This is a genomic window from Streptococcus jiangjianxini (assembly GCF_040225085.1).
GTDB classification, from domain to species: domain Bacteria; phylum Bacillota; class Bacilli; order Lactobacillales; family Streptococcaceae; genus Streptococcus; species Streptococcus jiangjianxini.
Map to the genome: position 1 here is coordinate 62,621 of NZ_JBEHGL010000001.1, position 19,224 is coordinate 81,844.

General features: G+C 38.7%; 19 protein-coding genes. 5 read left to right on the forward strand and 14 right to left on the reverse strand.

From position 1 onward, the window contains the following. Window positions 1-27: 27 nt before the first annotated feature. From ABP870_RS00450 to metK, 5 genes are all read right to left on the reverse strand, one after another. Window positions 28-309, reverse strand: coding sequence for a histidine kinase dimerization/phospho-acceptor domain-containing protein (locus tag ABP870_RS00450; protein WP_350013547.1), 282 nt, complete (start codon window positions 307-309; stop codon window positions 28-30). A gap of 3 nt (window positions 310-312) precedes the next feature. Beyond that, window positions 313-969, reverse strand: coding sequence for a response regulator transcription factor (locus ABP870_RS00455; protein ID WP_350013548.1), 657 nt, complete (start codon window positions 967-969; stop codon window positions 313-315). A gap of 20 nt (window positions 970-989) precedes the next feature. Next, complete coding sequence (locus tag ABP870_RS00460) at window positions 990-1,217, reverse strand: XRE family transcriptional regulator (RefSeq protein ID WP_350013549.1); 228 nt, start codon at window positions 1,215-1,217, stop codon at window positions 990-992. 407 nt (window positions 1,218-1,624) lie between these two features. Then, a complete protein-coding gene (locus tag ABP870_RS00465; protein WP_350013550.1) occupies window positions 1,625-2,887 on the reverse strand; it encodes a UDP-N-acetylglucosamine 1-carboxyvinyltransferase in 1,263 nt (420 codons plus the stop codon). Between the two features lie 790 nt (window positions 2,888-3,677). Further along, window positions 3,678-4,865, reverse strand: coding sequence for a methionine adenosyltransferase (metK, locus tag ABP870_RS00470; protein WP_350013551.1), 1,188 nt, complete (start codon window positions 4,863-4,865; stop codon window positions 3,678-3,680). Window positions 4,866-5,191: 326 nt separating this feature from the next. On the opposite strand from metK, the gene birA reads away from it, so the two are divergent. Continuing rightward, window positions 5,192-6,124: a bifunctional biotin--[acetyl-CoA-carboxylase] ligase/biotin operon repressor BirA gene (birA, locus tag ABP870_RS00475; protein ID WP_350013680.1), complete on the forward strand. Its 933-nt coding sequence runs from the start codon at window positions 5,192-5,194 to the stop codon at window positions 6,122-6,124. Here birA and ABP870_RS00480 read toward each other — a convergent pair. From ABP870_RS00480 to udk, 5 genes are all read right to left on the reverse strand, one after another. Further along, window positions 6,105-6,302 (reverse strand): DUF3272 family protein, encoded by a 198-nt coding sequence (locus ABP870_RS00480; RefSeq protein WP_350013552.1) that lies wholly within the window; start codon window positions 6,300-6,302, stop codon window positions 6,105-6,107. The genes birA and ABP870_RS00480 overlap by 20 nt on opposite strands. 200 nt (window positions 6,303-6,502) lie before the next feature. Continuing rightward, a complete protein-coding gene (dnaX, locus tag ABP870_RS00485) occupies window positions 6,503-8,170 on the reverse strand; it encodes a DNA polymerase III subunit gamma/tau (protein ID WP_350013553.1) in 1,668 nt (555 codons plus the stop codon). Then, window positions 8,170-8,667, reverse strand: coding sequence for a GAF domain-containing protein (locus tag ABP870_RS00490; protein ID WP_350013554.1), 498 nt, complete (start codon window positions 8,665-8,667; stop codon window positions 8,170-8,172). The genes dnaX and ABP870_RS00490 overlap by 1 nt, the downstream gene beginning before the upstream one ends. A 77-nt stretch (window positions 8,668-8,744) precedes the next feature. Then, window positions 8,745-9,011: a DUF1294 domain-containing protein gene (locus ABP870_RS00495; RefSeq protein WP_350013555.1), complete on the reverse strand. Its 267-nt coding sequence runs from the start codon at window positions 9,009-9,011 to the stop codon at window positions 8,745-8,747. 78 nt (window positions 9,012-9,089) lie between these two features. Continuing rightward, window positions 9,090-9,719: a uridine kinase gene (gene udk, locus ABP870_RS00500; RefSeq protein ID WP_062707679.1), complete on the reverse strand. Its 630-nt coding sequence runs from the start codon at window positions 9,717-9,719 to the stop codon at window positions 9,090-9,092. A 93-nt stretch (window positions 9,720-9,812) separates the two neighbouring features. Between udk and ABP870_RS00505 the strand changes: the two genes are divergently transcribed. After that, window positions 9,813-10,898: a DEAD/DEAH box helicase gene (locus tag ABP870_RS00505; RefSeq protein ID WP_350013556.1), complete on the forward strand. Its 1,086-nt coding sequence runs from the start codon at window positions 9,813-9,815 to the stop codon at window positions 10,896-10,898. Window positions 10,899-10,946: 48 nt separating this feature from the next. Here the strand turns inward: ABP870_RS00505 and ABP870_RS00510 are convergent, their stop codons facing one another. The 4 genes from ABP870_RS00510 to ABP870_RS00525 form a co-directional block, all read right to left on the reverse strand. Then, entirely contained in the window at window positions 10,947-12,248 is a 1,302-nt protein-coding gene (locus ABP870_RS00510; RefSeq protein ID WP_350013557.1) for a polysaccharide deacetylase family protein, read from the reverse strand. Between the two features lie 105 nt (window positions 12,249-12,353). Then, window positions 12,354-13,781: an NADP-dependent glyceraldehyde-3-phosphate dehydrogenase gene (locus ABP870_RS00515; RefSeq protein WP_350013558.1), complete on the reverse strand. Its 1,428-nt coding sequence runs from the start codon at window positions 13,779-13,781 to the stop codon at window positions 12,354-12,356. A 151-nt stretch (window positions 13,782-13,932) separates the two neighbouring features. After that, on the reverse strand, window positions 13,933-15,657 hold the full coding sequence (gene ptsP, locus ABP870_RS00520) for a phosphoenolpyruvate--protein phosphotransferase (RefSeq protein WP_350013559.1): 1,725 nt from the start codon (window positions 15,655-15,657) through the stop codon (window positions 13,933-13,935). 4 nt (window positions 15,658-15,661) lie between these two features. Continuing rightward, the gene (locus ABP870_RS00525) at window positions 15,662-15,925 is read right to left on the reverse strand and encodes a phosphocarrier protein HPr (protein WP_003064009.1); all 264 of its coding nucleotides are present in this window, start codon (window positions 15,923-15,925) and stop codon (window positions 15,662-15,664) included. Window positions 15,926-16,315: 390 nt separating this feature from the next. Between ABP870_RS00525 and nrdH the strand changes: the two genes are divergently transcribed. Genes nrdH through nrdE form a run of 3 tightly spaced genes read left to right on the forward strand, consistent with a single transcriptional unit; the run spans window position 16,316 to window position 19,073 of the window. Beyond that, on the forward strand, window positions 16,316-16,540 hold the full coding sequence (nrdH, locus tag ABP870_RS00530; RefSeq protein ID WP_350013560.1) for a glutaredoxin-like protein NrdH: 225 nt from the start codon (window positions 16,316-16,318) through the stop codon (window positions 16,538-16,540). Between the two features lie 15 nt (window positions 16,541-16,555). After that, on the forward strand, window positions 16,556-16,921 hold the full coding sequence (locus ABP870_RS00535; protein WP_350013561.1) for a class Ib ribonucleoside-diphosphate reductase assembly flavoprotein NrdI: 366 nt from the start codon (window positions 16,556-16,558) through the stop codon (window positions 16,919-16,921). After that, window positions 16,911-19,073 carry a class 1b ribonucleoside-diphosphate reductase subunit alpha gene (gene nrdE / locus ABP870_RS00540; RefSeq protein WP_350013562.1) on the forward strand — a complete coding sequence of 721 codons (2,163 nt, stop codon included), beginning with the start codon at window positions 16,911-16,913 and terminating at the stop codon, window positions 19,071-19,073. The genes ABP870_RS00535 and nrdE overlap by 11 nt, the downstream gene beginning before the upstream one ends. Window positions 19,074-19,224: the final 151 nt, after the last annotated feature.

Below are 19,224 nucleotides of genomic sequence, written 5' to 3' on the forward strand. Positions count from 1 at the left end.
TTTGATTAATTTCACTAACGTAATCCCTTATTGGGGTTCTTCTGCAATTTCACATAGTAACTCAGAATACATAACAATATTTGTTAATGGGGTCTTAGTTTGATGGGATATATCTGTAATTAATTGTTTTAGTTTATTCTTTTCCTCTATAATTCTCTTTTCAGACATAGATGAATTTGTGAGGTAGCGCATGAACTTAGTTTGAAATTTTGATAACTCTGTTTCATCAAAAAGTTTTTCCTCAAACTCTCCATTTATCGCTGAATCAAGCATTTCATTTAGAGCTTTAAATTCGTTTTTTCTAAACATTATCTACTCCATTCTGAAAACATACCCTATTCCATAAACAGTGTGTATAAGTTTCACTTCTCCATTTTCAATCTTATCACGAAGTCTTTTTATTGCTACAGAAAGAGCATTTTCATCGACAAATATCTGGTTTTGCCATACATAATCAATTAGCTTTTCTCGAGATAAGATAACTCCTTCATTTTTAATTAAATATTTCAGTAAGCGAATCTCAGTTTTACTAAGTTCAAATTCAGTACCGTCTCTTTTAAAAATAAAAGAATCAAAGTTTAACTCTAAGCCATACTTGTTATATGAAGCATTTTCTGTATTTTTCGATAAAAGTTTTTCTATGCGTAGCCTTAATGCCATTAAGGAAAATGGCTTAGTCACATAATCATCGGCACCTAACTGAAGACCTTCTACCTCTGCAATTTCTGTATCATTTGCAGTCAAGATTAAGACTGGGTTTTGAGAATGTTCTCTAATTACTTTAAGAAACTCAAGTCCATTTCCGTCTGGGAGATTTATGTCTAATATAAAAAGATCCGCACCATTTATATCCCTAACATCTGATAAAGTATAAAAATTTTTAAACTTATATTTTTCGATTCCAAGCGTAAGTTCTATACCACGATTTATTGACTTATCATCTTCAATGATATATATCGTTTTTTTCATAATAATTTTCTCCACAATCATTATTTACTGCAATCACATTCCCTGCGCCTTACATACTTTAACTCAATGTCATAGCCCAAAGCTTCCATCATTTTTAAAAATGTATTATTAATAATAGATTCTTTACTACGAATAACTCGATTTACATATGGAACAGATGTTTTAATTTTTTGAGCCAGCTTTACCTGTATTATTCCTGCTTCAATACATGTTGTCTTTACATCAACTTCCGTATTATTCTTTATCACAATTTACTCCTTTTATTATACGCTATTAAACAAATAAGATAATTTATTATACTATAAATTGTGTTATCTTAATCATTCTTTTATGGCAAGCAAAGTAAGTGTACGGACACTAACGAAAAATTGGTTCCAAAAATGCTTACTACCCACTTTGGATATGCCATCAGTTATCTTTATGGACAATGGCAAAGTTTGGGCTAAAGGTCTTATCTAAAGAGCAGGCATGGCGTTTTACCATTTCCTCCGTACTCACTTGAGTATAATCCCATCGAGAAAATATGATCTCACATCAAAAACACCTCAGAAAAATATTGACAAATGTTAATATTTTCATTGAGGTACTTTTGTCCTACTCTTGTTTCAGTTAACTATACCAAAAAAGGCTGAGATGCATAACCTCAACCTTCATGTTACTCTTCAATTAATGCTATGTCAGCTCCTAGAGCACGTAATTTTTCTATGATATTAGAATAACCACGCAGGATAAATTCGACATTTGAAATCTCTGTACGTCCCTGGGCCATCAAACCAGCTGTGACAAGCGCAGCACCTGCTCGTAAGTCGGTTGCTTTCACTTCTGCCCCTGTTAGTTGGTTTGGCCCGTCATAGACGACCTGATCTCCAACAACTGAGATTCTTGCCCCCATACGAGCTAATTCCGGAACGTGATTAACACGCTTTTCATAAATGGTATCAAAAATTGTGCCGCGTCCGTTTGTTTTCAACAATAGAGGGGTCAATGGCTGCTGTAAATCAGTTGCAAATCCTGGGTAAGGAGATGTTTTAATAGCAACTGCTTTTAGGGCATCTTGTTTTTCAACAAAGACAGAATCTTCTTCAACCGTCATACGAACACCCATCTCTTCCAATTTAGCGATGAAAGACTCCAAATGTTCATATAGCACGTTGGTAATTTTAATACCGCTACCTACCGCTGCTGCCAGAGCAATATAAGAACCTGCTTCAATACGATCTGGAATGACTTGATGACGTGTGCCGCTCAGACGATCCACGCCATCAATTGTAATTACATCGGTACCTGCCCCACGAACACGTGCTCCCATATTATTCAATAAAGTAGCAACATCAATAATCTCAGGTTCACGAGCGGCATTTTCAATCACCGTACGACCTTGTGCCTTCACCGCTGCAAGCATGGTATTGATAGTGGCACCAACGGTCACGGTATCAAAATAAATATGAGTCCCATGAAGACGCTCACCGTTTTTTGTCGCTAAGCGCATTGACTCGCCTTCATAAGAAACCGTCGCTCCCATCGCTTCGAAGGCTTTTAAATGTAAGTCAATCGGACGAGGTCCAAGATCACAGCCTCCCGGTAAACCAACAGTAGCCTCAGCAAATCGACCCAAAAGACTACCATAAAAATAATAAGATGCTCGCAAACTATTAATTTTACCATATGGCATTGGGATATTTTTAACACCACGAGGATCAATTTCCAGAGTATCATCATAGCGTTTGACGCTGGCCCCCATGATTTCCATGATTTCAACCAAACTATCAACATCCGAGATAGCCGGTACACCATCTAAAATCACGACATCATCAGCTAAAATAACAGCTGGAATCAAAGCGACAACACTATTTTTGGCACCCGAAACGGCCACCTCACCTTGTAGAGGTTTCCCTCCGTTAATAACAATTTTACGCATAAACTAATACTTTCTTAACTAATACATGAATTCAACCCTTCCATTCTATCATAAATATAGGAAGCTGCCAAATTCAAATAACTTAATTTTTTTAATACCACCCCAATCAATAACAGCATATCTTTAGCTTATTGACCCATAATTTTTTAAAACCAATGATTTAAAAAGACACTACCTTTTATCCTTAAACAGAAACCTATCGAAAAACCTCTACTTTTGCCATAATGGCTTAGACACAGCTTATGCGATTGCGCTTTAAGATCGAGTAGCTATATCACTGAGAAAGAGTCGTGATTAATGGCTATTAGTTTATCATAAAGCTTTATATACTACGTAGATGTTGTTGGCTTGGATTTGATGACCTTCGGTTCTATCTGCATCAGCATCGTCTAGTCTGCTTTTAATTTTCATTGGAGATTAGACCTTATCTCTTTATCATTTCTCAAATAATTTGTGATAACCATGCAAGGTAGGACGGTTTTAATACTCTTCCCAACAACCAGTCATTATCATAACCATACAAAAAAATAGTCTAAAATCCTGCTGTCTTTAAAAATGAAGTCATGTGAGTCACTCCTTATCATTAGTTAGAATCATCACACAAAATTTTTCCTATTGGAGAAATGAGATGGGCTGTGGACTTCATCGGTTTGGAAACCACTTTTAAAGAGACAACGAAAAAGACAAACCTTCCAAAAAAGGGTTGTCTGAAACGAGATTTTTTAAATCTTGCTTTTTCAATTCCCGATTTATCAAATAAATCAGTCTAGCTTAAGTTGACAATTCAGAATTACTTAACAGCAGCTTTCAACGCCTCAACTTTATCCAATTTTTCCCATGGAAGATCAATATCTGTACGTCCCATATGACCATAAGCTGCTGTTTGTTTATAGATTGGACGTTTTAAGTCTAACATCTTAATAATGCCAGCTGGACGAAGATCAAAAATCTTACGAACAGCTTTTTCTAATGCCGCTTCAGAAACAGTTGATGTGCCAAAAGCATCCACGCGTACAGACACTGGCTGAGCCACACCGATGGCATAGGCCAACTGTACTTCCGCTTTCTTAGCTAAACCAGCTGCAACAATATTTTTAGCGATATAACGAGCTGCGTAGGAAGCTGATCGGTCAACCTTAGTGGCGTCTTTTCCGGAGAATGCTCCCCCACCGTGACGGCTATAACCACCGTAGGTGTCAACAATAATTTTACGACCTGTTAAGCCAGAATCTCCTTGTGGACCACCGATAACAAAGCGCCCTGTTGGATTGATGAAGAACTTCGTATCATCATCGAGGTATCGGGCTGGAATAACAGCTTTAACCACTTGATTAATAACATCCTCACGAATCTGCTCATTCGTTGCTTTTGGATCATGCTGCGTTGAAATGACAACCGTGTCAACTCGAACAGGTTGGTCATTCTCATCATACTCAACAGTAACTTGTGATTTAGCATCTGGGCGCAGATAGGCTATTGCTCCCGATTTACGTAATTCAGCTAATTTACGAACCAATTGATGCGATAAAGAAATCGGTAAAGGCATTAACTCAGGCGTTTCATCGATAGCAAAACCGAACATGAGCCCTTGGTCACCTGCTCCAATGAGACTTAAATCATCTTTATCCCCTTCGCGGACTTCCAGAGCTTCGTTGACACCTTGCGCAATATCAGCAGACTGCTCGACCAGTGACGGATGAACACCGACTGACTCTGCAGCAAAGCCATACTCTGCATTAGTATAACCAATCTCAGCAATCGTATCACGGACCACACGGTTAATATCGACATAAGCAGATGTTGAAATCTCACCAAAAACGTGAACGGAACCCGTATAAACAACTGTTTCCGCTGCGACATGGGCATCTGGATCTTGCTCTAACAGAGCATCTAAAATAGCATCTGAAATCTGGTCTGCAATCTTATCTGGATGTCCCTCCGAAACAGATTCAGACGTGAAAAGTTTACGTTCTGACATAAAAATGTCCCCCTTAAAAAATGTTGGCTACAGGAAATGTCCTGCGACATGTTACTAGGTTACAAAGAACCAGCTTTGAAATACAGTCAATCTGTACTTTCTTTGGAATAACAATCTTTTTCTAAATGAGACAGTACAAGTACAAACACTACTCTAGCACGACTTACTATATTAATAATAGATAGAAAAAGGAAAGTTACCAAAAGCTGCCTTATCGGGACTTAATAACGCTTATTATTGTATCATAAATATTGCTATTGTTAATCTTTTTATCAAAATTCAAGAAAACTACTGACAAGAAGATTAGCATGTACTATACTAAACTTATGAAAACCTACGAAAGTATTTACCAACGATTATTAGAAGAAGATTTCATCACAGGGGAAACGCTAGCTCAGGAACTCAACATCTCTAGAGCAGCCGTCTGGAAAGCTATTAAAACCTTAGAGGAAAATGGTATCCATATCGAAGCTGTCAAAAAGAAGGGCTATCGTATCCGTTCCGGTGATTTACTTCTTTCAGATCTTATCTCCGATGAGCTGAACATTCCTGTGACTTACTTACCAAGCAGTGAATCAACTCAACAAGACGCTAAAACAGCAGCCCTAAATGGCGCCCAAGCACCTCACCTCTATCTGGCACCCAACCAAACGGCAGCCAGAGGAAGATTAGGCCGTCATTTCCATGCGGAAAAAAATGGTGGCATTTACATGACTCTCCACCTAAAACCCAATGCATCCTACGATAAACTTCCACCTTATACAGTCCTTGTAGCCTCTAGTATAGTCAAAGCCATTTCAAGATTAACTGATAAATCCCCAGATATCAAATGGGTTAATGACATTTTCTTAGATGGTAAAAAAGTAGCTGGTATCCTTTCGGAAGCTGTCACCTCTGTCGAAACAGGTCTAGTGACGGATGTTTTTATTGGCGTTGGGCTTAATTTTCACATTCTTGAATTCCCTTACGAGCTGAAAGACATTGCCACCTCACTCTTCACTGAAAATCCAAGTATCACTCGCAATGATTTGATTTGTGAAATTTGGAAATTATTCTTTGAAATCCCAGAGCACGACCACATCAAAGTGTACAAAGAAAAATCACTTGTTTTAAACAAACAAGTGACTTATGAAAAAGATGGTCAATCAATGACAGCCAAAGTTTTAGACATCACTGACCAAGGACACTTGGTTTTAGAAATCAATGGCGGGCAAACCTTAACCTTAGCTAGTGGTGAGATTAGTCTTTCTTCTTGGTAATCTGTTCTATTAGACGTTTGGTGAAGCGAGAAACCAGCTGAACGCGACGCAGATTTCTAAAAAGCATCAATCCCCAGAAAAAAGCCAGTAAATACTGACCATCCATCATGGCTTGATTAAAAAAGTAAGTTTCCAGTGCACAAATCAGTGCAACTACGAAAAATTGTGTATAAGGCATAATCATATTATAGCAAAAAGAAAAAATCTGGGCAAAAGTCTTTTTCCGTCAAAAAGCATTAGAACCAGAGACGCATCAATAAAGAGTATAACCAAAAGAGAAGGGCAGCTAACACAGCCTATCCTTCTCTTTTTTGGCTAAAAAATGACAGTTTAAACTGGGTTATCGTTAAGCGCTCCCTTTAACCAAAAGCTATTTCCTTAATCTTCTACTGTCGAAATTTTATCTGATAAAAAGGCAAAGTCTTCTGGAATAACTGCTTGTTTTTCTTCAGTCTCTGTTGTTTCTTTAGCCGACTTCATGCGTTTAGCAAATTCTGTACGAATATTGTTAAAATCCGATTTGGGAACAGCCATGATATTTGGCGAAAAACCAGCTGCTTTACTCATGATATTCCCAAAAATATCATTTAAATCAGTGCGTTTCATCACCTGTTCCGCATTAAAGGCAGCATCAAAAGCTAAAATGGCATTTTCACTGTTGGCTAAAACTGGCTCAGATCCTAGCAGTAAGGCACGATTCTGCGGTGTAATGGAATCCAAAATCTCATTCCAAGAGGTTTTCAAAGCCTCTAAATATTGGCGTGATTTTTCAGCATCTTCAACGGTCTCCTGCATGATCGTCATGATTTTTTCCCGATCCACTTTAAAGCGTGTCATGCGTTTGGCTGGTCGAGCTTCAGAAATAGCAACTGGCTGGTTGGCTTTTTCAGACAAAGCTTTTTTTAGCTGCACTATTTCATTCTTCATTTCTTGGATTTCCTGCCAAACAGTATCTGGTAGGTCGAAGGTTGTTGGTCCCTTGGCAACTTTTTCAGATAAACGAATGGTCAGCATCTCAGCGTATATCTTGGGATGAGTTCCTTGTTTGATTTGTTCTAAACCGACAGTCACAGCATCAATCATGTCAAAAATCAGTTGTGTTTCCAAAGCTAAATTAGCTTCAAAAACAGGGCTCGTGTGTGTGTTTTCACCGCCTGATTGGACAATTAGAAGATCTCTTAGATATTGCAGTAAATCCGTTACAAAACGGCTCATGCTTTTTCCTTGGTCAAAAATAATTTCCAAATGGTTTAAGGCTGCAGCTGTGTCACTGATCATCAAACTTTCGACATAAGCATCCAAACTGGTCAGACTGATTGACCCGGTGATCTCCTCAGCAATTTCTCGAGTGACACCCTGGTCCGTTGATAAAGAGAGGGCCTGATCTAAAATGGACAGGGCATCCCTCATCCCACCCTCGGCTCTACGGGCAATGAGTGTTAGAGCATCTTTATCATAAGTAATCGACTCTTCGTCTAAAACAGTCGCCATATGACGACTAATCTCAGCCAACTTGATAGCCTTAAATTCAAAACGCTGAACACGCGATAAAATGGTCGCCGGAATTTTATGCAGTTCTGTTGTTGCCAAGATAAAAACCACATTTTCCGTTGGTTCTTCTAAGGTTTTTAACAAAGCATTGAAGGCTCCAGTAGACAACATGTGTACCTCATCAATGATGTATACCTTATAAGTCGCCCGACTTGAGGCATAGGTTGATTTGTCACGAATATCACGGATTTCATCAACACCATTATTTGACGCCGCATCTATTTCGATGACATCCTCAAGGCTACCTTTGGTAATATCACGGCAAATATCACAGTAATTACATGGCTCGCCATCAACTTGATTAGGACAGTTCATGGCTTTCGCGAAAATTTTAGCTGCACTGGTTTTTCCAGTTCCACGTGGACCAGAAAACAGATAGGCATGGCTAATTTTACCGGAAGCAACGGCTTTTTTTAAGGTTGTCGAAATGACCGTCTGCCCAACCATATCATCAAAACGTTGGCTCCGGTATTTGCGATAAAGGGCTTGATACATTATTCCTCTACTCCAAACATTTGGAAATTAAAACGTGTTTTTTCAAGCAAAATAGCGACAAATTTTTCCAAGTATTCTTGATCAATGGCATCGTAATCGCCAACGACACTAGAATCCAAATCAAGAACTCCCACTAATTTGCCTTCTTTCACCATAGGAACAACAATCTCACTCATTGCTGCAGAATCGCAAGAAATATAATTAGCATGTTTTGTGACATCCTCAACAATAAGCGTTTCATTATTCTTCGCTGCTTCGCCGCAAACGCCTTTTCCAAGTGCGATATGGACACAAGAAACATTTCCTTGGAAAGGTCCCAAAATCAACTCCTCACCATTAAAAAGGTAAAATCCTGAAAAAACAGTATTAGGCAGTGTCGCTCTTATCATCGCTGAAGCATTGGAAAGATTAGCTAAAGCGTTCGTCTCATTAGCAAATAGCCCACAAGCTTGGGCTAAAAGAATCTCGTAATTGTCTTTTTTTGTACTCTTGTTCATAGACATTATTATATCATATTTAACTGCTAACTTGATGCTTCTACTCTAACTTTAAAGGCATCCATTTCAGTGTTTCATCACAAACCTGCTCTATAAAAATAAAGACAGAGTAAACCAAGCGTTACTAATATCCCTAACCACCATATCCACACAAAGTACCACTTCTGTGTTTTATGATGCCATAGACTTGCTCCAAGTAAAGCGCCAAAGCCGCCAAACAATAGTGTGATAGCCAGTAAAAATCGCTCTGATAATCGCCAATTTCCCCTGATAGCTTGCTGTTTATCATATCCATAAGCTAAAAAAACCATTAGATTCCAAATCAGTAAAACCACCAACAACATGATGCTTATCTTCTCTTCCTACTAAAAAATCGGTGAACTATGGTTACTTAATCCACCGATGTTAGCACTGACGCTTGATTAATGAGATTCACTTAAAATACTTGCTACTTTAGTATTAATGAGATCTAGTGCAACTGTATTTGAAACGCCCTCAGGAATAACAATATCTGCATAACGCTTAGTTGGTTCGATAAATTGATGATACATCGGCTTAACAACACTGGTATACTGATCAATAATACTATCTAAACTGCGGCCACGCTCTTCCATATCACGCTTGATACGACGGATAATACGGATATCATCATCTGTATCCACAAACAACTTGATGTCCATCAAATCTCTCAAACGCTTATCTTCTAAAACAAGAATTCCTTCCACAATAAAAACATCTTGTGGCTCTTGACGATAGGTTTTGCTGCTACGGGTATGTTGAGTGTAATCGTAAACTGGAATATCCACAGGTCTACCTTCGATGAGTTCATTTAACTGATCGATCATCAAGTCAGTATCAAAAGCAAGCGGATGGTCATAATTGGTCTTCACACGTTCATCAAATGTTAAATGTGCTTGATCCTTATAATAAGAATCATGCTCAATCATGGCAATTTTTTCGTCTGTAAAATTAGCTAAAATTGCTCGAGAAACACTGGTTTTTCCACCACCAGAACCACCAGTAACACCAATAATAATAGGTTTTTTACGCATTGTTCGCTCCATTTTTAACAACATTGTTAGCTATTATATCACAAATCATGCTATAATATAAAGCAAATCTACAGAAAAATAAAGGAACTTTTCATGATTAAACAACTTCCTAAAGAATGGCAGGATCAACTAACTAGTCTTGGATTTAAAGAAACAACCCCCATCCAAAATGAATTATTTACACCACTATCTGCTGGCGAAAATATTCTTGGCATTAGCCCAACAGGTACTGGTAAAACATTGGCCTATATGTGGCCTCTGCTTTTGAACGTAACACCTAAAAAGGCACAACAATTGCTTATCCTCGCTCCAAATAGTGAATTAGCTGGTCAGCTGTTTGATGTTGCTAAAATATGGGCTGAGCCTATTGGATTAACACCACAATTGCTTCTTTCAGGATCTAGTCAGAAAAGACAAATTGAACGTCTAAAAAAAGGACCAGAGATTATCATCGGAACACCTGGTCGCGTCTTTGAGTTGATCAAACTCAAAAAAGTGAAAATGATGAACATCAACACTATTGTTCTGGATGAATATGATGAACTGTTAAGTGAATCACAAATGCCATTTGTCACTAAGATAAGCAATCATGTGCCACGTGATCATCAGATGGTCTATCTCTCAGCCACACAAAAAATAAGCAGCGATCGTCTCGCTGGAAATACAAAAATTATCGATCTTTCTAATCAAGACAATACCACTATTAAACATTACTACATTAGTGTTGAGAAACGCGATCGTTTGGAGCTCTTGCGCAAACTAAGCAATATCCCAGATTTCCGTGGACTTACTTTTTTTAACAATTTATCTGATTTAGGAGCTGTTGAAGAGCGTCTTCAATTTAAAGGTACTTCTGCAGTTTCCCTCGCAAGCGATGTTAATGTTAAAATGCGAAAAGTTATCTTGGAAAAATTTAAAAATCATGAACTCAGTCTATTGCTAGCCACCGATCTTGTCGCTAGAGGTATCGATATTGACAACCTTGAGACTGTCATTAATTTCGATATTCCTCGTGATCGTGAAATATACACCCACAGAGCTGGACGTACTGGACGCATGGGCAAAGAAGGACAAGTTATCTCGCTCGTTACTCACAAAGAAGATTTAAAAAAACTCAAAAAAATGGCCTCTGTCCAAGAATTACAGCTAAAAAATCAGTCCCTAACCTTAAAAAAATAACAGCCAGGCCCTGAGCCTAGCTGTTATTTTTTAATACATTTCCAATGATTAATAACCATGCAATTCACTAACTGTAACAACTTCATAACCTTGCAATTTAAGGTATTCTAAAACTGATGGTAAAGCATCTACCGAGGTTTGATGGATGTCGTGCATCAAAATAATTCCTCCAGGCTTTAACTGTTCCTGTACCTTTTTCATTATGGCAGGTGTGGAATGGCTCTGCCAGTCTAAGGTATCAACCGTCCACATAACCTCTTTCATTCCCGCAGCAGACTGAACCATGGTATTTGTAGCACCATATGGCGGACGCATTAGAATTGGTTTTTGCTTAATAGCTTTCTCAATAGCTACATTTGTATCATTAATTTCCTGTTTAACTGCTTCACCAGACAAAGTTGTTAGATTAGGATGAGACCATGTATGGTTGCCAATTTCATTTCCTTGGTCAACCATTTTTTTCAGTAATTCTTCTTGTCCTGCTATCTTTTGACCAATAGTGAAAAAGGTCGCTTTTGCACCATATCGTTTCAAAATATCGATAACTTTTGGCGTTGTCGCTGGGTTAGGACCATCATCAAAAGTCAAAGCAACTCGCTTAAGGTTTTCTCGATTTTTAGCAAGATAATCTTGATACGTTTTTAAGGCTTCACCTTTAAGGTATTTTCCCTGAACAGCATCTAAAAAACGATTAATTGGTAGGCTAAGGTCTTTTGTTAAGACCAACCGATCTTTTTTGTATGAAAATGGAATCTCTGACCAATCATCATTCTTAAAGGGTTTTAAAATGGTCTCTTTTTTGTCTTGCGACCATGACTGTTCATGAGCTGTGATCTCGATTACTTTTCGAAAGGCATCTTTATCCTTAATTAGATCATTTAGCGTAAAGGGGACTTTATAAGCTTCATCTTTAAAATAAAGTGTCTTTAAGTTTGTCTTTTTTTCCTTTTTAATATCAAACCAATCAATTTTGTAAGACGATTTCTTTAATTGTAATTCAGAAACATGCTCTAAATCCGATACTACTTTTTTAGGATAAAGTAAGTGGAGATGATCAATTTCATGGTTGTCATATTGTCCCATTTGGTTATTTTCTGGCATGAAATCCTCTAGTTTTTTCTGCACATAACTTCCTTCTCCGCCAGTATTAAAATAGATCCAAGACTCTTTATGACGCCATACTTCTTGACCATTTGAGATTGGAATTTCACGATTCACGTCTTTTTGAAATCCTTCAACAAATGTCATGATTTTCTGTTGTCGCTGCTGAACATAAAATGATTTTCCCATAAACCATACCAATGAAAGCACAGCAACAATAACTCCAATTACTAATACAATTTTCTTCATCCTAAATCTCCTTTCTTCCATTATAAAGAGAGAAGGTTAAAAAAACAAGGAAATTTTTAATAACAATCGAAAAGTCGCTCTAATGATTAGAACGACCTTTCGATATTATTTGATGTCAAAAACAACAGATTTAAGAGTTGTCATGGCTTCAATAGAGTATTTAACCCCTTGTGTACCCGCACCAGATTTTTTAGCTCCCAAGAATGGGAAATTATCAGTACCACGTTGTGTTTTGTTATTGATATGCACAGTTCCAACTTCAAGTTGTTCTGCAATTGAGAAAGCAAGTGGGAAATCGTTGGTAAAGATTGAAGCTTGAAGACCGTATTCAGATTGATTTGAAATGTCGATAGCTTCTTCAACAGATGATACGCGAATAACTGGAAGGACTGGTCCAAATGGTTCTTCCCAAGCCAATTTCATATCTGTTGTCACTTTGTCAAAAAGAATTGGGCAAATCAGATTACCTTCACGAATAATTTCAGTCTTAGCGTCTGCGCCTTTTTCAACAGCATCGTTGACGAGACCTTCAACAAAGTCAGCAGCACCGGTATCGATAAGCGATGTGATATCAGCATTATCTTCAGGACTACCAATTGTTAATTTAAGAATCTTCTCGCGAAGAATTTCAACTAGCTGATCAGCAACACTATCCATGACCAGAACACGTTTCACCGCTGTACAGCGTTGACCTGAGTAGCCAAAAGCACCGTCAACGATATTTTTAGCAGCGACCTCAAGATCAGCATCTTCAAGAACAATAGCTGAGTCTTTACCTCCAAGTTCGAGCATAATAGGACGCATACCAGCCATTTTACCAATTCGTTCACCAACTGGTGTTGATCCTGTAAAGTTGATAAAGTTAACAGCTTCATGTTCTACAATGTAGTCACCGATAACTGAACCGCGACCTGTAATGGTACTAAAGACACCTGCTGGAATGCCAGCTTCGGCAAATACTTCAGCCAAGACAAGACCAGATATTGACCCTTGCGTTGGTGGTTTAAGGGCAACAACATTCCCTGAAATCAATGCAGGAGCAATCTTCGAACCAGCTAAATTAACAGGATAGTTAAAAGGTGAGATAGCCAGTACTAACCCAAGAGGTTCGCGACGGACCATCGCTATTTTTTTCTTACTTGCTGCATCAAAGCTACCGCCTTCGAGGACTTCACCTTGCATGCGAACACCTTCTTCAGCTGCATAACGAATAATATCAGCAGTACGCGTTACTTCACTAACCGCTGCTTTGTAACCTTTAGCGATTTCTTTCGATAGAACTTCACCGATTTTCTCAGCATCACGGTCAAGAATATCAGCTACTTTGTGGAGATAAGCCGCACGTTCTACGTAAGAAAGCGCGCGCCAAGCTGGCTGCGCAGCTTTTGCTGTTTCATACACGTAGTCTACTTCTTCTGGGCTCATAGCCGGAACAGAACCGAGTTCTTCTCCCGTTGCTGGAGCGTAAATTTTGATTTCATTGTCAGAAAGTTTCCACTCTCCATTGACAAGGTTTTTATATTGTTTAGACAAATCCTTGCCTCCTTCACACTTAATATGTTTTCTATTTTAACACTTTATCTAGGGAATACAATTATTTGATACCTAACGTACCAGAACTTTCGTGTTTTGATTTAGTCGCTCAAACAAACTAAAAAGAGGTTCCCCTCTTCTTAGTTCTTAATTATAGATATTCTTTTTGAAGTTCAAGAACTTCTTCGGCAGTTGAACATTCTGTAAGAGCACGGTTAGCATACTCTTGCATTTTGGCTGAATCAAGAGACTTCATCAGGCTACGTGTGCGTAGCACCGATGTTGCTGACATTGAGAACTCATCTAGACCCATTCCGACAAGGAGTGGTACAGCCTGTTGGTCACCAGCCATCTCACCACACATACCTGCCCATTTACCTTCAGCGTGAGCTGCCTTAATAACATTGTTAATCAAGCGGAGGATTGATGGGTTATATGGTTGGTAGAGGTATGAAACTTGTTCATTCATACGGTCTGCTGCCATAGTGTATTGGATAAGATCGTTTGTACCAATTGAGAAGAAATCAACTTCTTTAGCAAATTGATCAGCAAGCATAGCTGCTGCTGGAATCTCAATCATAATACCTACTTGGATATCATCCGCTACTGCCACACCCTCAGATAGTAAGTTAGCTTTTTCTTCATCAAAGACTGCTTTTGCCGCACGGAATTCTTTCAATAAAGCAACCATTGGGAACATGATGCGTAATTGACCATGTACAGATGCGCGAAGCAGAGCACGAATCTGTGTACGGAACATTTGATCACCAGTTTCAGAAATCGAGATACGAAGCGCACGGAAACCAAGGAATGGGTTCATTTCATCTGGAAGATCAAAGTAAGGAAGTTCCTTGTCACCACCGATATCCATGGTACGAACTACAACTGGCTTACCGTCCATACCTTCGAGTACAGCCTTGTAGGCTTCATATTGCTCATCTTCTGTCGGGAAATCTTGAGAATCCATGTACAAGAACTCAGTACGGTAGAGACCTACCGCTTCGGCACCATTATCGTTAACACCTTCAACATCTTTTGGTGTACCAATATTAGCAGCTAATTCGAAATGTTTCCCATCAGCTGTGACCGTTTGCGCATTTTTAAGAAGAGCCCATTCAGCTTTCTGTGCAGCATAAGCCTTACCAGCTTCGACAAATTCGGCAATTTGATCTTGTGTTGGATTAATAATAACCTCACCGGTAATACCATTAACAGCTAAAATATCGCCATCTTTGACAAGTTCGGTAATGTTGTTAGTTCCAAGAACAGCACCGATCTCAAGAGTACGAGCCATAATAGCTGAGTGGCTTGTACGACCACCGATATTAGTTACGAAAGCCTTAACAAAGCTCTTATCAAGCTGAGCGGTATCTGAAGGAGTCAAGTCATGAGCAATAACAATTGACTCTTCGCTAATCGTTGCTGGATTTGGTAACTTCACCCCAAGGAGGTGGGCTAAGACACGTTTTGCAACGTCGCGAATGTCCGCTGCACGCTCTTGCATGTATGGGTTATCTTCCATACCTTCGAAGAGCGTTACGAACATGTCAGTAACTTCTTTCAATCCAGCTTCCGCATTGACTTGTTTCGCACGAATCGTTTCTTTAATCTGACCAATCATTTCTGGGTCAGCAAGAACCATTAAATGAGCATCAAAAACGGATGCCGCTTCTTCACCAAGCGTACCTACGGCTTTTTCACGGATAACAGAAAGCTCGTCTTGAGACGCCGCTAGAGCTGCATCCAGACGAGCTTCTTCTGCATCTGTATCTGAAACTGAAACAGTCTCAAATGACAAATCCGGTTGAACCAATAAGTATGCTTTAGCAACGGCAACACCATCAGATGCTGCAATTCCTTTAAGCATTTCTGTCATTTTCTTATGCCAATCCTTCTTTTGTCATTGTTTCTTCGATTGCAGCAAGAGCGTCATCAGCGTCTGCACCTTCTGCAGAAATAGTAACGTCAGCACCTTGGCCAACACCAAGACTCATAACACCCATGATTGATTTAAGGTTTACTGCTTTACCTTTGTAGTCAAGAGTAATGTCTGAAGCAAATTTGCTAGCTGTTTGAACGAGCAAAGTTGCTGGACGAGCGTGAATACCTGTTTCTGCTACAATGTGAAAATCTTTAGAAGCCATGATGGTTCTCCTTTTTTCTCTTTTTAATTTTTGAGTCATCCATGATAACCCTTACAATTTCCAATTATATCATAAACTATTTTTTTTTTCAAGATTTTATAATCCCGATTGAAAAAATTTACAGGTTACTTTCTGCCTACTTACATTATCATCCTCAAAAGGCAAGGATCCATTTTCAAACGCCGTAGGAAGAAATCATCGACTATTTTTAGGTAACTATTAGCCAAAATACTGTCTTTGTCTGTTTTCTTCGCGCTTTCAATAAAACACAATATATTGGGGTATAACAAAAATGTATAACTATATTTTGTGTTTTGTTGATAGCAATCTATTGCAATTTATATCATTTTTGGGTATGCTATTGTGGTACTTAAAAAGGAGAATTATTAAATGAGTAATATTACTATTTTTTCAAAAAATAATTGTATGCAATGTAAAATGACTAAAAAATTCTTAGAAAAAGAAGGCGTTTCTTTCAAAGAAATCAATATTGACGACGAACCTGAACACATTGAATATGTTAAAAGTTTAGGATTTGCATCAGCTCCAGTCATTCAAGCTGGTGATATTGTTTTCTCTGGTTTCCAACCTGCTAAACTTAAAGAAATCATTTAGCATTAGGTCATCCCATTGAAAGTTGCTTTTCATACTTTGACTGGTCAGACAGCCAGATTCATCGACAAACTTGATATTGCCCAGGATGATAAGGTGCTCTTAACCCCACATGGGCAAACACCCCAGTGCCATGATAAATTTGTTTTAATCATCCCAACATACAATGATAACTTTGATTATGTTGAAGACTTCATTGCGGACAATTTAGCCTATTGCCATGGTATTATTGGCATTGGCAATCGGAACTTCGGTTCTGATTTTTGTCGAGAAGCTAGGGAATTATCACAAACATATCACCTACCGTTACTTTATGAATTAGAATTTAGTGGCACATCAATAGACACTAATATAGTAAAAGGAATCTTATCAAATGAGTCTTAAAGATTTAGGAAATGTTACCTATTTCCGTTTAAATAACGAAATTAACCGTCCTGTTGATGGACAAATTCCTTTGCATAAGGACAAAGAAGCTCTCGCCGCGTTCTTTGAAGAAAATGTTAAACCTAACATGATGCCTTTTTCTTCCGTTACAGAAAAGATCAATTATCTCATTGAAAACGACTACATCGAAACAGGTTTCATCCAAAAATATAGTCAAGCCTTTATCGAATCTTTAGCACAGGAACTAGAGAATGAAGGCTTCCAATTCAGGTCATTTATGGCTGCCTATAAATTCCATCAACAATATGCTCTCAAAACAAATGATGGTGAGTCATACCTTGAAAGCATGGAAGACCGTGTGATGTTTAATGCCCTCTACTTCGCTGATGGGAACGAGGAATTAGCGCGCGATTTGGCTAAAGAGATGATTAACCAACGCTACCAGCCTGCTACACCTTCTTTCCTCAATGCTGGACGTAGCCGACGTGGTGAGTTGGTATCTTGTTTCTTGATTCAAGTCACTGACGATATGAACTCAATTGGTCGTTCTATCAACTCAGCACTCCAACTGTCACGTATCGGTGGTGGTGTTGGCATTTCCCTTTCCAATCTTCGTGAAGCTGGCGCGCCTATCAAAGGCTTTGCTGGAGCCGCTTCTGGCGTTGTTCCAGTCATGAAATTATTTGAAGATAGTTTCTCATATTCTAACCAATTAGGACAACGCCAAGGTGCCGGTGTGGTTTATCTCAATGTTTTCCATCCAGATATCATAGCCTTTCTTTCTACTAAGAAAGAAAATGCTGATGAAAAAGTACGTGTTAAAACCCTCTCACTCGGAGTAACAGTCCCTGATAAATTCTACGAATTGGCTCGCAAGAATGCAGACATGTACCTCTTTAGCCCATATAGTGTCGAAAAAGAATACGGCATCCCTTTCAACTATATCGATATCACTGAAAAATATGATGAACTGGTAGCCAATCCCAATATAGAGAAAACAAAAATAAAAGCTCGTGATTTAGAAACTGAGATTTCCAAATTGCAACAAGAGTCTGGTTATCCCTATATTGTTAATGTCGACACTGCCAATCGTTCTAATCCTATCGATGGCAAAATCATCATGTCAAACTTGTGTTCAGAGATTCTTCAAGTACAAAAGCCAAGTCTTATCGATGACGGACAAAATTACCTCTCAATGGGAACTGACATTTCATGTAACCTTGGTTCAACCAACGTCGTTAACATGATGACTTCGCCTGATTTTGGTCGCTCTATCAAGACTATGACACGTGCACTAACCTTTGTTACCGATTCGTCAACTATCGAAGCTGTCCCATCTATTAAAAACGGTAACGATCAAGCCCATACTTTTGGTCTGGGAGCCATGGGACTTCATTCCTTCCTTGCTCAAAAACACATTGAATACGGAAGCCCAGAATCCATTGAGTTCACTGATATTTACTTTATGTTGCTTAATTACTGGACACTAGTTGCATCTAATGAGATTGCTCGAGAGCGCCAAACAAGCTTTGTTGGATTTGACAAGTCGAAATATGCTGATGGTAGCTATTTTGACAAGTATGTGTCTGGTCAGTTTGTACCAAAATCAGACCTTGTTAAAGACCTCTTCAAAGACCACTTCATCCCTCAAGCTGAAGATTGGGAAGCTCTTCGTCAATCAGTCATGGCTGATGGGCTTTACCACCAAAACCGCTTAGCTGTTGCTCCTAACGGCTCTATCTCTTATATCAACGATGTCTCTGCTTCGATTCATCCTATTACGCAACGCGTTGAAGAACGCCAAGAGAAAAAAATCGGAAAAATCTATTACCCAGCTGCAGGACTTTCAACAGACACTATTCCGTATTACAAATCAGCCTATGATATGGATATGCGTAAAGTTATCGATGTTTATGCTGCTGCTACTGAGCACGTTGATCAAGGCTTGTCATTGACACTCTTCATGCGTAGCGACATTCCAATAGGTCTCTATGAATGGAAAGGTAGCGACACTAAACAAACAACACGTGATTTATCCATCCTACGTAACTACGCTTTCAATAAAGGCATTAAATCCATCTATTATGTTCGTACCTACACCGATGATGGCGATGAAGTTGGTGCTAACCAATGTGAAAGTTGTGTCATTTAAGGGAATACCTATTATGAAAGCACAAGAGGACTATGCCCCGTCATTATGGTTTATCTCGTTCTCTTACCAACCAAGTCTTTTCTATATGATTGATAAAAAAGACTTTATCTTGGCATAGCTTATCTTAATGGGTTTTGCTAGTAAGTCACCA

What these genes read in the sequence shown, in the direction of transcription:
- ABP870_RS00450 (WP_350013547.1), bottom strand. Translation starts at nt 309, where the DNA reads ATGTTTAGAAAAAACGAATTTAAAGCTCTAAATGAAATGCTTGATTCA.
- ABP870_RS00455 (WP_350013548.1), bottom strand. Translation starts at nt 969, where the DNA reads ATGAAAAAAACGATATATATCATTGAAGATGATAAGTCAATAAATCGT.
- ABP870_RS00465 (WP_350013550.1), bottom strand. Translation starts at nt 2,887, where the DNA reads ATGCGTAAAATTGTTATTAACGGAGGGAAACCTCTACAAGGTGAGGTG.
- metK (WP_350013551.1), bottom strand. Translation starts at nt 4,865, where the DNA reads ATGTCAGAACGTAAACTTTTCACGTCTGAATCTGTTTCGGAGGGACAT.
- birA (WP_350013680.1), top strand. Translation starts at nt 5,192, where the DNA reads ATGAAAACCTACGAAAGTATTTACCAACGATTATTAGAAGAAGATTTC.
- ABP870_RS00480 (WP_350013552.1), bottom strand. Translation starts at nt 6,302, where the DNA reads ATGCCTTATACACAATTTTTCGTAGTTGCACTGATTTGTGCACTGGAA.
- dnaX (WP_350013553.1), bottom strand. Translation starts at nt 8,170, where the DNA reads ATGTATCAAGCCCTTTATCGCAAATACCGGAGCCAACGTTTTGATGAT.
- ABP870_RS00490 (WP_350013554.1), bottom strand. Translation starts at nt 8,667, where the DNA reads ATGAACAAGAGTACAAAAAAAGACAATTACGAGATTCTTTTAGCCCAA.
- ABP870_RS00495 (WP_350013555.1), bottom strand. Translation starts at nt 9,011, where the DNA reads ATGTTGTTGGTGGTTTTACTGATTTGGAATCTAATGGTTTTTTTAGCT.
- udk (WP_062707679.1), bottom strand. Translation starts at nt 9,719, where the DNA reads ATGCGTAAAAAACCTATTATTATTGGTGTTACTGGTGGTTCTGGTGGT.
- ABP870_RS00505 (WP_350013556.1), top strand. Translation starts at nt 9,813, where the DNA reads ATGATTAAACAACTTCCTAAAGAATGGCAGGATCAACTAACTAGTCTT.
- ABP870_RS00510 (WP_350013557.1), bottom strand. Translation starts at nt 12,248, where the DNA reads ATGAAGAAAATTGTATTAGTAATTGGAGTTATTGTTGCTGTGCTTTCA.
- ptsP (WP_350013559.1), bottom strand. Translation starts at nt 15,657, where the DNA reads ATGACAGAAATGCTTAAAGGAATTGCAGCATCTGATGGTGTTGCCGTT.
- ABP870_RS00525 (WP_003064009.1), bottom strand. Translation starts at nt 15,925, where the DNA reads ATGGCTTCTAAAGATTTTCACATTGTAGCAGAAACAGGTATTCACGCT.
- nrdH (WP_350013560.1), top strand. Translation starts at nt 16,316, where the DNA reads ATGAGTAATATTACTATTTTTTCAAAAAATAATTGTATGCAATGTAAA.
- nrdE (WP_350013562.1), top strand. Translation starts at nt 16,911, where the DNA reads ATGAGTCTTAAAGATTTAGGAAATGTTACCTATTTCCGTTTAAATAAC.